Origin of the sequence: Fontibacillus forbon, from assembly GCF_046559655.1 — a bacterium.
GTDB lineage: Bacteria > Bacillota > Bacilli > Paenibacillales > Paenibacillaceae > Fontibacillus.
In genome coordinates this window covers 1-16,053 of record NZ_JBKGFV010000012.1, presented here as the reverse complement: position 1 = coordinate 16,053, position 16,053 = coordinate 1, and the positions used below count along the sequence as shown (strand labels likewise).

At 51.2% G+C, this 16,053-nt stretch carries 15 protein-coding genes and 2 rRNA genes; 2 read left to right on the top strand and 15 right to left on the bottom strand.

The genetic code is table 11. The features are described 5' to 3' along the window. Positions 1-21: 21 nt before the first annotated feature. From cysE to ACLB09_RS25295, 6 genes are all read right to left on the bottom strand, one after another. Positions 22-738: a serine O-acetyltransferase gene (cysE, locus tag ACLB09_RS25320; protein WP_410772593.1), complete on the bottom strand. Its 717-nt coding sequence runs from the start codon at positions 736-738 to the stop codon at positions 22-24. Positions 739-741: 3 nt separating this feature from the next. Beyond that, the gene (locus tag ACLB09_RS25315; RefSeq protein WP_410772592.1) at positions 742-966 is read right to left on the bottom strand and encodes a hypothetical protein; all 225 of its coding nucleotides are present in this window, start codon (positions 964-966) and stop codon (positions 742-744) included. Positions 967-1,125: 159 nt separating this feature from the next. Continuing rightward, positions 1,126-2,586 carry a glutamate--tRNA ligase gene (gene gltX, locus ACLB09_RS25310; RefSeq protein WP_410772591.1) on the bottom strand — a complete coding sequence of 487 codons (1,461 nt, stop codon included), beginning with the start codon at positions 2,584-2,586 and terminating at the stop codon, positions 1,126-1,128. A gap of 49 nt (positions 2,587-2,635) precedes the next feature. Further along, positions 2,636-3,124, bottom strand: coding sequence for a 2-C-methyl-D-erythritol 2,4-cyclodiphosphate synthase (gene ispF / locus ACLB09_RS25305; RefSeq protein WP_410772590.1), 489 nt, complete (start codon positions 3,122-3,124; stop codon positions 2,636-2,638). Continuing rightward, complete coding sequence (gene ispD / locus ACLB09_RS25300) at positions 3,121-3,840, bottom strand: 2-C-methyl-D-erythritol 4-phosphate cytidylyltransferase (RefSeq protein WP_410772589.1); 720 nt, start codon at positions 3,838-3,840, stop codon at positions 3,121-3,123. Before ispD ends, ispF begins: the two co-directional genes overlap by 4 nt. Positions 3,841-3,905: 65 nt before the next feature. Further along, entirely contained in the window at positions 3,906-4,994 is a 1,089-nt protein-coding gene (locus ACLB09_RS25295; protein ID WP_410772588.1) for a PIN/TRAM domain-containing protein, read from the bottom strand. Between the two features lie 206 nt (positions 4,995-5,200). Here ACLB09_RS25295 and ACLB09_RS25290 point away from each other — a divergent pair, with 206 nt between their 5' ends. Then, positions 5,201-5,596: a nucleoside triphosphate pyrophosphohydrolase family protein gene (locus tag ACLB09_RS25290; protein ID WP_114498999.1), complete on the top strand. Its 396-nt coding sequence runs from the start codon at positions 5,201-5,203 to the stop codon at positions 5,594-5,596. A gap of 112 nt (positions 5,597-5,708) precedes the next feature. Here ACLB09_RS25290 and pssA read toward each other — a convergent pair whose 3' ends face one another. The 7 genes from pssA to ACLB09_RS25255 form a co-directional block, all read right to left on the bottom strand. Next, on the bottom strand, positions 5,709-6,440 hold the full coding sequence (gene pssA / locus ACLB09_RS25285) for a CDP-diacylglycerol--serine O-phosphatidyltransferase (protein WP_410772587.1): 732 nt from the start codon (positions 6,438-6,440) through the stop codon (positions 5,709-5,711). 52 nt (positions 6,441-6,492) lie between these two features. Beyond that, positions 6,493-7,569, bottom strand: a complete 1,077-nt coding sequence (gene disA, locus ACLB09_RS25280; protein WP_410772641.1) for a DNA integrity scanning diadenylate cyclase DisA — start codon at positions 7,567-7,569, stop codon at positions 6,493-6,495. 13 nt (positions 7,570-7,582) lie between these two features. Then, positions 7,583-8,950 (bottom strand): DNA repair protein RadA, encoded by a 1,368-nt coding sequence (gene radA, locus ACLB09_RS25275; RefSeq protein WP_410772586.1) that lies wholly within the window; start codon positions 8,948-8,950, stop codon positions 7,583-7,585. A gap of 483 nt (positions 8,951-9,433) precedes the next feature. Then, positions 9,434-11,878 carry an ATP-dependent protease ATP-binding subunit ClpC gene (gene clpC / locus ACLB09_RS25270; protein ID WP_410772585.1) on the bottom strand — a complete coding sequence of 815 codons (2,445 nt, stop codon included), beginning with the start codon at positions 11,876-11,878 and terminating at the stop codon, positions 9,434-9,436. A 37-nt stretch (positions 11,879-11,915) separates the two neighbouring features. After that, complete coding sequence (locus ACLB09_RS25265) at positions 11,916-12,974, bottom strand: protein arginine kinase (protein ID WP_410772584.1); 1,059 nt, start codon at positions 12,972-12,974, stop codon at positions 11,916-11,918. Positions 12,975-12,986: 12 nt separating this feature from the next. After that, positions 12,987-13,511 (bottom strand): UvrB/UvrC motif-containing protein, encoded by a 525-nt coding sequence (locus ACLB09_RS25260; RefSeq protein WP_410772583.1) that lies wholly within the window; start codon positions 13,509-13,511, stop codon positions 12,987-12,989. Between the two features lie 55 nt (positions 13,512-13,566). After that, positions 13,567-14,025, bottom strand: coding sequence for a CtsR family transcriptional regulator (locus ACLB09_RS25255; protein WP_410772582.1), 459 nt, complete (start codon positions 14,023-14,025; stop codon positions 13,567-13,569). Between the two features lie 373 nt (positions 14,026-14,398). Between ACLB09_RS25255 and ACLB09_RS25250 the strand changes: the two genes are divergently transcribed. After that, entirely contained in the window at positions 14,399-15,109 is a 711-nt protein-coding gene (locus ACLB09_RS25250; RefSeq protein WP_410772581.1) for an HAD family hydrolase, read from the top strand. Positions 15,110-15,749: 640 nt separating this feature from the next. Here the strand turns inward: ACLB09_RS25250 and rrf are convergent. Both rrf and ACLB09_RS25240 read right to left on the bottom strand, forming a co-directional pair. After that, positions 15,750-15,866: ribosomal RNA gene (rrf, locus tag ACLB09_RS25245) — 5S ribosomal RNA — on the bottom strand. Between the two features lie 61 nt (positions 15,867-15,927). After that, positions 15,928-16,053: ribosomal RNA gene (locus ACLB09_RS25240) — 23S ribosomal RNA — on the bottom strand; the annotation flags it as partial.

The following is a 16,053-nucleotide window of genomic DNA, read 5'->3' as shown; positions in this document are numbered from 1 at the left end:
ACAGTTGACTGTCCCCTCACATCATTCATCGGCCGATATTTTCACTTCAGGCGAACCGTGCTTTAAGCTGTGAACTTCTTTTTGCAATTGTTCGATTTCCTGTTGAAGCGATCGCATCGCATCGACAACGGGATCGGGCAGCTGATGGCTAAGACGGTCCAGACGTTTTCCGCCCTGACGAACGACTTTACCCGGAATACCGACAACCGTGCTGCCCGCCGGCACTTCTTTAAGTACGACGGAATTTGCCCCGATGTTGCTTTGATCCCCTACTGTAAAAGAACCCAATATTTTCGCGCCTGACCCAATAACGACATTGTTGCCGATCGTCGGGTGGCGCTTGCCTTTTTCCTTGCCGCTACCGCCCAGGGTAACGCCTTGATAGATCACTACGTCGTCGCCGATTTCGCAAGTTTCCCCAATAACAACGCCCATGCCGTGGTCGATAAACAACCGGTTCCCGATCCGGGCACCCGGATGAATTTCGATGCCGGTAAAAAAGCGGCTGACCTGGGACACAATTCGGGCCAGCGTAAACCAGCGGCGGCGATAAAACGCATGGGCGAACCGATGGCTCCAAATCGCATGAAGACCGGAATAGGTGAAGACCACCTCGAACCAGCTTCTGGCAGCCGGGTCGTTTTCAAATACAGCCTGGATATCGGACCTCATTCTTTTGAACATAAGCGCTTCCCCCTCTATCTGTTTGCTTACGCTTCTCTCCCGGTCAACCGCCATTCATCAAAAAAAGCGCCCCCGCAGCTTTCGCTGCAGAGACGCCCGATGCGTGGTTCCACTCTGCTTCGGATCAAGCCCGCAATGGACGTTATTGCATGGCTGCAATAGACGCATTACATTGTCGAACTCATCCCTCCTAAGCGTCCTTAACGCGAACGATACGGCAGCATCTACCCGCGCCGGAAATGGCGCGCTCGAGTCTGCGGCTCCCGGGTGCATTTCCGTCACGCGTATTGAGATAACTCCCAGCCCGAAAGCGGCAAAGCCGCTTCTTGGTTATCTTCTCTGGACAATACGTACGCTCAAACGTACTTCTCCCGTTCTATGCCGATGCCTTTATCTTACATGATAGTCCATTATACTGACAATAAATGATTTATTCCATAACTAAGCGCCGCGGATTTGCGATTTCAACCGGTCGATGACGACATCGCGGCCCAGCAGGTAAATGGTCAGGTTCAAATCCCGGCCATGGGTTTGCCCGGTCAGCGCCACGCGGATCGGCATAAAGAGCCCTTTCCCTTTAACGCCGGTTTCTTTCTGCACTTCCTTGATCAAGACGGCCATTTGCTCCGGCGTGAATTCGGCGGCCGCTTCAACCTTGCCGAGGAAAGCGCTCAATACGCCCGGCACCTGTGCTTCGGCCAACACGGCAGCCGCTTCCGCATCCAGTTCCAGGTGACTGCGGAAGAACATATCCGACAGTTCCACAATGTCCGATGCCGCTGTCATTTGCTCTTGGTACAAGGCAACGAGCGTCTTGGCCCAGGCTTGTTGTTCCGGCGTCAATTCCGCCGGCAGGCGGGACGCCGCTTGCAGGTGAGGAATCGCAAGATTAGCGACCACTTCGGGATCGGCATTCTTGATATAATGATTATTCAAGTGGGCGAGTTTATGTTTGTCAAACACCGCAGGACTGCGCGATAACCGGTTCGCGTCGAAAATCGAGATCAGTTCTTCGCGCGAAAAGATCTCCTCTTCTCCTTCCGGCGACCAGCCCAACAGGGCGATGAAGTTGAACAGCGCTTCCGGCAAATAGCCGAGCTTGTCGTACTGCTCGATGAACTGAATGACCGATTCGTCGCGTTTGCTCAACTTTTTGTGGTTGTCGCCGACGATCAGGGTCATATGACCGAAACGAGGCGGCTCCCAACCGAAAGCTTCATAGATCATCAGCTGCCGCGGCGTATTTGATACATGGTCTTCCCCGCGCAGCACGTGACTGATTTCCATCAGGTGATCATCGAGCGCCACGGCGAAGTTGTAGGTCGGAATGCCGTCTTTTTTTACGATAACAAAATCACCGCTGACATCGGACTCGAACGTAATCGGCCCTTTGACGAGATCATCGAATGTATAGGTACGGCCTTCCGGTACGCGGAACCGGATGCTCGGAACACGTCCCTCCGCTTCAAAAGCGGCACACTGCTCCGGCGTTAAATTCCGGTGTTTGCCGGAATAACGCGGCATTTCCCCGCGGGCGGTTTGCTCCTCACGTTCTTGCTCCAGCTCTTCTTCGGTGCAATAACAACGGTAAGCCAAGCCGCGGTCGAGCAAATCCTGCCAGTACGTGCGGTAGATATCCAGGCGCTCCGTTTGGCGGTAAGGCCCGTATTCGCCGCCGACATCGACGCTTTCATCCCAATCCACGCCAAGCCATTTCAAATAGGTGAGCTGGCTTTCTTCCCCGCCGGCCACATTCCGTTTCACATCGGTATCTTCGATCCGGATAATGAACTTGCCCCCATGATGTCTGGCGAACAAATAATTGAACAGCGCCGTTCTGGCATTGCCGATATGTAAATGCCCGGTAGGACTCGGAGCATACCGCACTCGAACCTCTGTCATTTCAAATCCCCTCCAAAGTATGAACTAATCCCAAACAACCCTTACAATCCTAAGATGATAGCACATCCGAGATCAGGCATACAATACATTGTGCCGCAATGCCTTCTCCACGGCCCGTAAACCCGAGATGCTCGGTCGTCGTCGCCTTCACGTTAACCCGCTGCGGGCTCGCTTCCAGCGCTCCCGCGATCACCTCGACCATCTGCGGAACGTACGGCGCCATTTTCGGCGCCTGCGCGATGATCGTCGCATCCAGATTGCCAAGGCGATATCCCCGTTCCTTGGCCATATCCCATACCCTGCGCAGCAGCACCAGGCTATCTGCGTTCTTGAAGGCCGGATCCGTATCCGGAAAATGCCGGCCGATATCTCCGAGCGCCAGCGCTCCCAGAATGGCATCGCTCACCGCATGCAACAGCACGTCGGCGTCGGAATGGCCGAGCAGTCCTTTTTCATACGGAATCGTCACTCCGCCAATGATGCAAGGTCTCCCCTCCACCAACTGGTGCACATCATATCCTTGTCCAACTGCGATCATAGTTTGTCCTCTCCCCTGAATTCCTTCTTTTTGCCGATAACTTCCGCGAAGTCCAGATCCTCCGGCGTCGTAATCTTGATGTTGCCGTACCCGCCTTCGGTCACCGCCACGGAGATGCCCAGCCGCTCGATGAGCGAGGCGTCGTCCGTGCCGACAAAACCTTCAGCCTCCGCCGTCTCATGCGCCGTCAACAAATCGGAACGCCGGAATCCTTGCGGGGTTTGAACCGCCCATAAACTGCGGCGATCCGGTGTCGCGGTTACCAGCCCTTGTTCGTCAACCTGCTTTACCGTATCCTTAACCGGAACGGCGAGAATGGAAGCACCGTGCTTCACCGCCGCTTCGAGGCAGGCAGTAATCTGCCCGCTCGTGACAAAAGGGCGCACGCCATCATGCACCAGTACCCAGGAAGTGCCGATCTCCAGCAGTCCCCGGTATACCGAATGCTGACGCTCGGCGCCGCCCGGTATTACTTTTACTTGTTTCGAAATGCCGTATTCGGCGACCCAGGCGCGGCAACGTTCCACGTCCTGCTCCCCGGTGACGAGCACGATTTCGCTAATCCATGGATGACGGTCGAATACCTCTAGCGTATGAACGATGATTGGCTTGTCCTGAAGAAAGAGAAACTGTTTGCTCTCCTTCGTGCCCATCCTTGTTCCCCGGCCGGCCGCCACCACGATAACCCCGGCTGTCGGGAGTGATTCTATTTGCATGACATCTTGCCTCACCCTGCCAGAATAATACGGGAATCCCCGTGTTTATTCCCATCATACCGAATTTACTGGGCTTTTTCCAACAGTTTCGGTTTGGCAAAGATCATCCGGCCCGCCGAGGTCTGCAATACGCTAGTCACCAGTACCTCCGTAATGCTACCGATAAAGTCGCGTCCACCCTCCACGACGATCATCGTGCCGTCATCCAGATAGGCCACGCCTTGTCCGTGCTCCTTGCCGTCCTTGATCACCTGTACCATGATTTCCTCGCCCGGCAGAACGACCGGTTTGACCGCATTGGCAAGATCGTTAATATTAAGGACCGAAACGCCTTGCAGCTCGCAAACTTTATTCAGGTTGAAATCATTGGTTACGACTTTCCCCTGCAATACCTTGGCCAGTTTGACCAGCTTGCTGTCGACTTCGGAGATTTCTTCAAAATCCCCTTCATAAATCAGGACATTCACATCGAGTTCCTTCTGGATTTTATTCAAAATATCCAATCCCCGGCGTCCCCGGTTCCGCTTCAATAAATCGGACGAATCCGCGATATGCTGAAGCTCTTCCAGCACAAATTCCGGGATGACGATCGTTCCTTCGATAAAGCCCGTCTTGCAAATATCGGCGATCCGCCCGTCAATAATGACGCTCGTATCCAAAATTTTGTGTTCCTCCAGCCGCCGTTCTTCCTCTTGATTCCCGCTGCCCCATTTTCCCGAAAGCCACAAGGAAGACAGCTCCTCTTTTTTCTCCAGTCCCACATACAGGCCCATATATCCTAACAGTACGGAGACCGCAAGCTGAACCAAGCTCTCCAGAGTTCCAAACCAGGACAAAACGGGATAGACCATTAAAGAAAGAAGAAGTCCTGCAGTCAGTCCGGCCGCTCCGGCCGCCATGTCCTTCATCGGGATTTCGATCAAACCCGTTATCCATCGTTTCACTCTTGCAGAGACTACATCGGCTGTAAGCGAAAAGAAAAATAAAAACAAACAAGCTCCCGCTGCAGCCAGAATCAAATGAGCCGCCAGCGGACTCATCCCGTCAAACCAGCCCTTGAGCGGCTCAGGAAACACCCCTGCCAATCCTTCAATGGTGTAACCGAACCACGCGCCGCAAAGCCCGGCTACGATCAATAAGCTCTTTTTCAGCATAACTCTCTTCACCTCCTGATTAAGTAATATCTTTATCCAGTATGATCCAATTTTTGGGACCCTAATCGGTGGTGAAGCAACTTTTTTTGGAAGACGATTTTCGAGTATCTTCGGAAAGAACCCGCGCTATGCGGGATTTCTGGTTGATTAGTGGGGAAAAAGTGGCATATAATGAACTCAATTCATAATATTGAGGTGGATGGATAATGAGCGCACCAAGCCTTCAATCTTTTCAAGACCAAGTTTCTGAACTGTTGCTCCGTCACCGCAGTCTGCTGGACGTCATGTCTAAAATGGGACAAACCAACGCCGCAGCTGTCCGCTCCGTGACCAAAGCGGTTACCGAATGCGGCTGCGTTGAGCTTCATGCCACCAAACAGGAATTCGAGCCGGGCATGAGCCTCGAACAGGCCAAGGAGAGAATCAATCAGCACGTCCAGGGTGAATTATGCGAAAACTGCCGGGATGCGATCAGCAATGAACTTGGACGCAGCTTGTTCTATACTTCCGCGCTTTGCAATCTGCTCGGGATCGAGCTTGATGAAGTGCTGGAGAAAGAATCGCAAAAATGCTCCACCCTGGGCTTATTCAATATGTCCTAAGACATCACGACTTCTTAGTTAAAATTACAAAGAAAAGGCATCGCTTTCCGCAAGACGGCAGAAGGCAATGCCTTTTTATTTTGGATATCCTCATCCGGCTGGCTTGATACTGCTAGCGTTTAGGCCGGTATACGCTTTCGGAGTCTTCATCGTCCCGCCGTTTGCGGCGCAGCAGTTTGTCGATGTTTTGCTTCAATCCATAGCCCGCATAAAGTACGAGCGGCACGAAAATCAGTTTCGAAAGTTCTTCCGGGAAAAGCACCGCGATCGCCACGGCGAGCACAACGACAAACGGCGTAATCGCAACAGCCTTCTTCGGCAGGCCGAGCTTCTTGAAATTCGGATATTTGACCGAGCTTACCATCAGATAAGATAACAAAAGCATCGAGATAATAAAATAAGGTGCCGATATATCCTTATGAAACAGCGACAATGTCGCAACCACGCCGCCTGCGGCCGGAATCGGCAGTCCGATGAAATATCCCGGAATGCCTTTCTGAACGTTAAACCTGGCCAGTCGGAGCGCACCGCACATCGGAAAAATCGCGGTAACGACCCAGGCGAGCCCGGTTTGCGGCAGGTCATGGAATGAAATCAAATACATAATGAGTGCCGGAGCAATGCCAAAAGAGATGATATCCGATAACGAGTCGAGCTGCTTGCCAAACTCACTTTGACAGTTCAAAGCTCTGGCCACGCGTCCGTCCAGTCCGTCCAGCAGCATAGCGACAATGACCATGATCGCGGCCAGGCTGAATCTGCCGTCAAGCGCCAGCATCATCGCCAACATTCCGAGAAACAGGTTACCTAGGGTAAACAGGTTCGGAATTGATTTAGTAATCATCTTTTCACCTCGAATAGATATTCCTTAACATCATCATTTGATTGTAGGAGAATTAAATTTGCCTGTCAATGAATACCTGCTCTTGAAGTCGCTTCAGGCCTTCCTTGATTGCGCGGGCACGAACCTCCCCGATGCCGTCGACTTCATCCAGTTCTTCGATCGTTGCCATCAGAATGCTCGGAAGATCCCGGAAGCGTTCAACCAGATTGTGTATGATCACATTCGGAAGACGCGGAATTTTGTTCAGTACCCGGTAGCCGCGAGGGGAGATCAGTTCCTCTGACGTTGCCGCCGAAGTAGGATAGCCGAGCAGACGAGTAATGTGGTTGTCATCCAGCAGTTCGTCATCCGTGGAGCGCTTCAACCCGAGTATGATTTCGCGGATCGCTTCATCGCTGTCATCCTTGGCATAATCCTTGTAAAGGAGCCACGCCTCCTCCTCCATATTGCTGACCAGTTCCTCCATCTGCATGCTGATCAGGCGTCCCTCCGTGCCCAGTTCATTGATAAACCGCTTGATCTCCATCTTGATGCGGATGACCATTTCCACCCGCTGCATGACATTGATGACTTCAGGTATTGTAACCAGTTCTTCAAACTCTGAAGCAGTCAGATTAGTGAGTGCCTGATTCAGTACCGACCGGTACTTCTCCAGCGTTTGGATCGCCTGATTGGCTTTCGTCAGGATCACGCCGATTTCCTTCAATGCATACCGCAATCCGCCTTGATACAGCGTAATAATATTCCGCCGCTGGGAAATCGATACGACGAGTTTACCCGTCTGTTTTGCCACCCGCTCGGCCGTACGGTGACGGATTCCCGTCTCCGAAGAGGAAATGGAGGAATCCGGTATAAGTTGGGTGTTGGCGTACAAAATCCGTTTCAAGTCCTCGCTCAAAATAATCCCGCCGTCCATTTTGGCGAGTTCATATAAATAGTTTGGCGAAAAATCGCAATTGATGGAAAAGCCGCCCTCCACCACTTCCATCACTTCCGGACTGTAACCGACGACAATCAGGCCGCCGGTTTTGGCTCGAAGCACATTTTCCAGCCCGTCGCGAAAAGCGGTACCCGGCGCAACGAGCCTAAGCAAATCATTCATTTTTTCCGCTTGGGTTGTTTCTTTCATCATTTAGTGCCCCCTAATCTAACGCAACAGCTAGCGCATCTGCAACGGTATTCACACCGATTAATTGTATTTCCTTGGGGCCTTTCCACCCTTTCATGCTTTTTTCGGGAAGAATGACCCGTTTGAATCCGAGTTTGGCGGCTTCTTTTACCCGCTGTTCCGCCCGGGAAACCGCCCTTACCTCACCGGTCAATCCGACTTCGCCGAAAAATACGTCAAAAGGTTTGGTCGGCAGGTCGCGGAAGCTGGAGGCGATGCTTACGGCGATCGCCAGATCCACGGCCGGTTCGTCAAGCTTAACGCCGCCTGCAAGGTTTACATAAGCGTCCTGGTTTTGCAAAAACATGCCCATCCGCTTTTCCAGCACGGCAATGATCAGGTTCATCCGGTGATGATCCACACCGGTCGCCATTCTCCGCGGCGACGGGAACTGCGTTGATGCGATGAGCGCCTGTAGTTCCACCAGCATCGGACGCGTTCCCTCCATGGAAGCCACGACCGTAGAGCCCGCAACGCCCAGCGGCCGTTCGGACAGGAACAATTCCGACGGGTTTGACACTTCCGCAAGGCCCGCTTCGTTCATTTCAAAAATGCCGATCTCGTTGGTCGAACCGAACCGGTTCTTCACCGCCCGGAGCAGCCTATAAGAATGATGGCGTTCGCCTTCAAAATAAAGCACCGAATCCACCATATGCTCCAGCATGCGGGGCCCGGCAATGGCGCCTTCCTTAGTCACATGGCCCACCAGCACCGTGGCGATGCCCTGCCCTTTGGAGATCCGCATGAACCGTGCGGTACATTCGCGAACCTGAGAAACGCTTCCGGGAGCGCTCGTTACCTCCGGCAAATACACCGTCTGAATCGAGTCGATCACCAGGAAGTCAGGTTTCACCTGGTCTATGGCCTCTTCGATTCCGTCCATGGCGCTCTCGCACAGTACGTATAACTCGGGAGACAACGCACCGAGCCGCTCTGCGCGGAGTTTGGTCTGGCGGGTCGATTCCTCCCCGGAGATATAGAGCACCCGAAGACCCGCTTTAGCCATCTCATGCGAGGTTTGCAACAAAAGCGTGGACTTCCCGATGCCGGGATCTCCCCCTACCAGGATCAACGATCCGGGAACGACGCCTCCGCCAAGAACACGGTTTAGCTCGCCTATTCCCGTTTGTATCCGCGGCTCCTTGCCGCTTTCTATATTTATGATCGGAAGCGGCTTTTCTTTCGTATGAAATAGTCCTGAAGTAAGCCCCTGAGTCTTGACCACTTTTTCCGTTTCTTCCACCATGGTGTTCCAAGACCCGCATCCCGGGCATTTTCCGTACCATTTTGGCGACTCGTATCCGCATTCGGTGCAATAAAACTTTGTTTTTACTTTAACCATTTATCTCTCCTTTTCCACACTGCAAAATTTGACAAACCTTGCAGGTCACACCACAAAGGTGACATTCAAAGTTTACCATTCTTTCAGATTTGGCGTAAAGTTTTTACGGCCAATTTGGGTTAGGCAAGAGCGGTATTCTATGTATGATTTCAAAGATTGATTAAAAAAAGAACAGCCTCCAAAGCGCTTGCTTCGGAAGCTGCTTTTATTTATTTCATCGGCTTAAACGTTAAGGTTTTGAAGTAACTTCCAAGATTTATTTTACTGCACCAAATGCTTGCTTAATAGATCGGCTATGCCCGTGCTGCGGGCAACCTTGGAATTATTCAGGAACAAGATGCCGGACTTCCACTATAATGACTTGAATCGGTGTTCATTGAAAACTCCGACTCTTCGGAAACTGTCCATAAATCAAAAACGGACCCGCAGGAATCTGCAGGTCCGTCGCTTTATGCAAAGCATGCTTGCTTATATCTTATTTTTTTATGCATTTTTGGAATAAGAACCCGACTTCTCGACCGTCAACGCGCCGTTCTCTTCGTCGATTGTGAGCGAATCGCCCTTCTTCACGTTCCCGGTCAGCAATTCTTCGGACAAGCGGTCCTCGATATGCTTCTGGATGGCCCGGCGGAGCGGACGTGCACCGTAAGCCGGATCGAATCCTTCCTTGGCCAGGAATGCCTTAGCTTTATCGGTTAAAATAAAATCAACGTCGTATTCACGCAGCCGCTTGCGCAGTTCCTCGGACATGAGCGTCACGATTTCGCCGATATGGGCTTCCTCCAGGGAATGGAAGACGATGATTTCGTCGATCCGGTTGAGGAATTCAGGACGGAAGCTCTTCTTAAGCTCTTCCATCACTTTGCCCTTCATGTTATCGTAATCCGCTCCCGCATCTTCGACTGCGGTAAATCCAAGCCGCGTATTCCGCTTGATCGCTTCCGCGCCGACGTTGGACGTCAGAATGATCAGCGTGTTGCGGAAATCGACCACCCTGCCCTTGGAGTCGGTCAACCGGCCGTCTTCCAGCACTTGCAGCAGGATGTTGAACACCTCAGGGTGCGCTTTTTCGATCTCATCAAGCAATACGACGGAATAAGGCTTGCGGCGTACTTTCTCCGTAAGTTGACCGCCTTCCTCATAGCCGACATATCCTGGAGGCGCGCCGACCAGACGGGCTGTGGAGTGCTTCTCCATGTATTCCGACATGTCGATCCGGATGACGGCGTTCTCGTCGCCGAACATCGATTCGGCAAGCGCTCGGGCCAGCTCGGTCTTACCTACCCCGGTAGGCCCGAGGAAGATGAAGGAGCCCATTGGACGCTTCGGATCTTTAAGACCCGCACGCGCCCGGCGGATCGCCCGGCTGACTGCCTTAACGGCTTCGTCCTGGCCGATAACCCGTTCATGCAGGATTTGCTCCATATTGAGCAAGCGCTCGGTTTCTTCTTCTTTTAGCTTGCTGACCGGGATTCCCGTCCAGCTGCCGACGACCTGCGCGATATCTTCCGGAGTTACCTCGGAATCGGTGCGGCCCTGCTTTTCTTTCCACTGATTTTTCGTTACATCCAACTCTTCGCGGATCTTTTGCTCGGTATCGCGAAGGGCTGCCGCTTTTTCGAATTCCTGGCTTTGCACCGCGGCGTCTTTCTCCTTGCGGATATCTTCCAGGCGATTCTCCAGCTGTTTCAAATTCGGCGGTACCGTGTAAGAGTTCAGCCTTACTTTGGAGCCCGCTTCATCGATCAGGTCGATCGCTTTATCCGGCAGGAACCGGTCCTGAATATAACGGTCCGACAACTTGACGGCTTGCTCGATTGCATCATCGGTGATCTTCACGCGGTGATGAGCTTCATAACGGTCGCGAAGCCCGTGCAAGATTTGAATCGCTTCCTCAACGGACGGCTGATCTACCGTGATCGGTTGGAAACGGCGTTCCAAAGCGGCGTCCTTTTCGATATATTTGCGGTACTCATCCAGCGTCGTGGCTCCGATGCACTGCAATTCGCCCCGGGCAAGCGCCGGCTTAAGGATGTTGGATGCGTCGATGGCACCTTCCGCGCCACCCGCTCCGATCAAGGTGTGCAGCTCATCTATGAATAGAATAATATTGCCCGCTTGCCGGATTTCATCCATGATTTTTTTCAGCCGGTCTTCAAATTCACCGCGGTATTTGGTGCCTGCTACCACGGAGCCCATGTCGAGCGTCATTACGCGTTTATCGCGGAGCGTTTCCGGTATTTCGTTGTTGATGATCTTTTGCGCCAGGCCTTCGGCAATCGCCGTTTTCCCGACGCCGGGTTCACCGATCAATACCGGATTGTTTTTAGTCCGGCGGCTAAGCACCTGAATAACCCGTTCGATTTCTTTACTACGTCCGATAACTGGGTCGAGATTTCCTTCCTTGGCGGAGGCCGTCAAGTCACGAGCCAAGCTGTCCAGCGTCGGCGTATTGATATTGGCAGGCGCTCCATGATGGCTCGAGACGGCTTCGCTACTGCCAAGCAGTTGAAGCACTTGCTGACGCGCTTTGTTCAGGCTGATGCCGAGGTTGTTCAGCACGCGTGCCGCCACCCCTTCACCTTCCCGGATCAGGCCAAGCAAAATGTGCTCGGTACCGACATAGGTATGACCTAACTTGCGAGCTTCGTCCATAGAAAGTTCAATGACTTTTTTGGCTCTCGGCGTATAGGCGATATTGGAGGGTTGCTCCTGACCGCGGCCGATCAAGGTTTCCACTTCATCTTGTATTTTCTCGAGTCCGAGTCCAAGGCCGATCAACGCCTTGGCTGCAATGCCTTCGCCTTCCCGGATCAAGCCGAGCAAAATATGCTCGGTACCGATATTATTGTGGCCGAGTCTGACCGCTTCTTCCTGGGCCAAGGCCAACACCTTCTGGGCACGTTCCGTAAATCTTCCAAACATCATCTCTCTTTGCACCTCCACATAAAATCTATTGCTTCCGTTAATTACCCACTTTTTCCCGAATCAGTTTGGCGCGGTACATATCCCGTTCTCCTGGCGAAAGATTTTCGCCGAACAGCTTCTGCAGAAAACCGGGTTGGGTCATGACATTGAGCTCATTTAACACCTGAGCCGGCACGTCAGCGATCAAACCGATATCCACGCCAAGCCGAACGTCGGACAATCGTTGCGCCGCTTCTTTCGAATCCATGATTGCGGCATGGGATAAAATCCCGTAAGAACGCATTACACGGTCAATCATTCGTAAACGCGATTCGGAAAGCAGCTTCTCGCGGGCATTTTTTTCATGCTCGATAATCTGCAGGACGACACCGTACAAATTCTCAATAATTTCCGCTTCGCTTTGTCCTAGTGTAATCTGATTTGAGATTTGAAACAAGTTACCCATCGCTTCACTGCCTTCGCCGTAGATGCCTCTTACCGTCAATCCCACCTGGGAAACGGCGGATAAAATCCGGTTGATCTGCTGCGTAAGCACCAAAGCCGGCAAATGCATCATGACCGAAGCCCTTAATCCGGTACCGACATTGGTCGGACAACTGGTCAAAAAGCCGCGGTTGCCGTCGAAGGCATAATCCACGTGATCCTCGAAAATATCATCAATCTCCGTAGCCTTGTTCCAAGCTTCCTGTACTTGAAAACCGGGATACAAACATTGAATTCGCAAATGGTCCTCTTCGTTCACCATAATGCTTAAACTTTCATCTTCACTTATAAATGCGGCACCCCTACGGGATTCACCTGCCAGATTGGGACTGATCAAATGCTTCTCGACCAGTATACGTTTATCCAGGTCCTCCAGGTCCTCCAGCAAAATCGGATGGAATATCCCGTAATTCTGCAGGCGCTCATCCTTCAGAACCTCCTGAAGCATTTGCAGCACTTCCTCGGACTGCTGCCCCGTAGCCAGCATCGGAAAAGGATGATGAATCAGGTTGCGGGCAATCCGTACCCTGGTGCTGATTACGATATCCGACTCCTTGCCGCCCCGGCTCATCCATTCGCTTAATGGCTGTTCTGTAAAACGAAGATTAGGCATCGTACACTCCTCCTACTCTGCGGGAATATTCTTCTCAAGTTCGCGGATCTGGTCCCGAAGCGCGGCGGCCTCCTCAAACTCTTCCTGAAGAATGCGGGATTGCAGCTCACGCCGCAGGTCGTCCAGCTTGCGTTTGAGTTGGATGTGACTGCCAGCCCGTTTCGGGATTTTACCAACATGAACCGTGTTCCCGTGCACTCTTTTAAAGAGCGGATCCAGGCGGTCATTAAAATATTTATAACAGGAGCTACAGCCAAAGCGTCCTATCTTGCTGAATTGGGAGTAAGTCAAGCCGCACTCTTCACAGCGGAGATTCTCCGGCTGCCTGGAGGCGGCGGATTGACCAGGGACGCCGGGATGAAAATCCATCAGACCCGACAACAGGTTGTGTATGGAAAATCCACCCGTCGTCCCCGGGATCATTTCACCCTTTTCTCTGGCACAAGCTTCACAAATATGAAATTCCGTCTTCTCGCCGTTTACGATCTTCGTAAAATGCAGCGTAGCGGGGCGCTTACCGCATTCTTGACATTGCATAGGATGTCCCTCCTCCAATGGATAGGCTCTAACACACCTGAGGCGGTGCCGGTCATCAGCCAAGCAAAGAGATCAGCATCGCCTTCATCAGTCTCGCCCGGATTTGATCCCGGTATGGCAATTTGACCATCAGTACTTCCCTGGAAACCGCCGCACGCATCAATGCAGCTTCCCTTGCGCTTAGAAATCTGGCCTCTTCCAATTGATAAATTAACCCCTCCGCCGCAGACTGGCCGATTTCATCGCCAATCGTTTGATGCAGGTGCGTATGCAAAGAGGTCGGGCCCGGCAGTTCGATCCGCCTGATGCGGACATATCCTCCACCCCCGCGCTTACTCTCCACCAGATATCCCTTTTCGAGCGTAAACCTCGTGCTGATCACATAATTGATCTGTGAAGGAACGCAGGAAAATTTGTCGGCCAGATCGTTGCGCTGAATTTCTATCGCGCCTTCAGGGCTTTCGTGCAAGATGCTTTTGAGGTATTTTTCAATAATTTCTGAAATATTGCGCATCACCTATCCTCCATTGCTCAGTACTCCAACATACCGCGCCACCGATGAACCTAACTCAGCTTATAAACAAAGCATCGCATGTATGAATAGTATTAACCGTATGCGCCGGTTTGAATATGGGATGGCTATGATATGTTGACTTTGACTTTCTTTGACTTTAACTTAAATTTATTATAGCACAAATTTCCGATTTGCCAAGGGGAGCATCAAATTCGTATTAGCCCCTTGGAGCAGGTCAATAAACTTCAATAAACATACTGTTTGCGCAAACGTTTCCATGTATAATGAGAATTATTGGATTTGCTTTAAAGGGAGCACCATCGGAGGCTTTGATACAATACGGCTTTTTATTGAATGGAGGTATCTCATCGCTATGTATAATTCTTATATTTTTGACTTGTATGGAACGCTGATCGATATTCATACGGATGAGGAAGACCCTGCAGTCTGGGAAAGACTTAGTTATCATTTTCTGTACAGCGGTTTACCGATAAAACCGGAGGTACTTAAGGAGCAATATCGCGGAGAGGTTGCGCGCCAAATTTCCACTCCGCCAGTTGAATGCGAATTTCCTGAGCTGGATATTCATTTGATCTTCAAAAATATCGCTTCTAAAATAGGATTCAGTCCGGAAGCGAGCTGGCTCGATGAAACGGTGCGCTGGTTCAGAATACTTTCTATGCGGCGTCTGAAGTTATATGATGGCGTTAAAGAAACATTAAGCGCATTAAAAAATCAGAATAAGAAAATTTACTTACTATCTAACGGACAAGAGACTTTTGTGGAAGCAGAAATGCGCATTCTTGGCATAACAGGATTTTTTGATGGCATTGCCATCTCATCCAAGCCGGGGATCTGTAAGCCAGATCCCCTGTTCTACGCCTATCTTGCCGACACGTTTAAGGTTGATCTGGCCTCTGCTATTATGATCGGGAATGACGCAACCACCGATATCGCGGGCGCCAATCGCCTAGGTATGGATGCATGCTATTACCATTCCAACTGCTCTCCGGAGACCGAAACGGTGGATTGTAAACACCAGATCTGGGACGGCAATTTCCGGCGCATTTTAGAGCTGGCTTGATCTAATTCTTTTTCTTTGCAGCTCTATCGCCACCAATAACTGTAAGCGTGGATGGTACAATTTGCGGCCGCAACATTCGGTTTTCTTAATTAACTGGATTTCCTACAGTTAATTAGGCTAGGATGAGCTGCCTGAGTAAATTAGATGGAAAACCTCCATCTAATTTCACTCATTTCCGCTGAATTGGCTCAAACCCTCCGAATTAGCTGCAGGTTTTACAGTTAATTATCTCAAAGGGGCGATTTCCGCGGAATTAACTGTAGGTTTTCCAGTTAATTTATAGCCGGCTTCTATAACCTGCTCCGCTACTACCTGGTTACCTTCTAATTTCCATAGCTCCGTCTAACTCTCTTGATCCTGTCAACTCGCTTATGTCTACTAAATTAACTGTAAAAACTACAGTTAATTTTGCCTGGATCGAGCTGCCGGAGTAAATTAGATGGAAAACCTCCATCTAATTTCGCGCTTATCCCCTGAAATAGCTCGAACCCTCCGAATTAGCTGCAGGTTTTACAGTTAATTATCTCGAAGAGGGGATTTATTCGAAATTAACTTTAGATTTTCCAGTTAGTTTATTGATTTAAAGCCCCAGAATAGCAAAAGAGCACTACCGAGGTTATCGGCAGTGCTCTTCTTCATTGCTTGGCGGCGTCCTACTCTCCCAGGACCCTTCGGTCCAAGTACCATCGGCGCTGGAGGGCTTAACGGTCGTGTTCGGGATGGGTACGCGTGGAACCCCTCCGCCATCGCCACCAAACGGTTCAAGCGTCTTAATCGCTTGAAAACTGGATACGAAACGTAATTTGCGTGTTAGATATTTGGATAAGCCCTCGACCGATTAGTACCTGTCAGCTCCATACATTGCTGCACTTCCACCTCAGGCCTATCAACCTCGTCGTCTTCAAGGGGTCTTACGAATTGGGAAATCTCATCTTGAGGGGGGC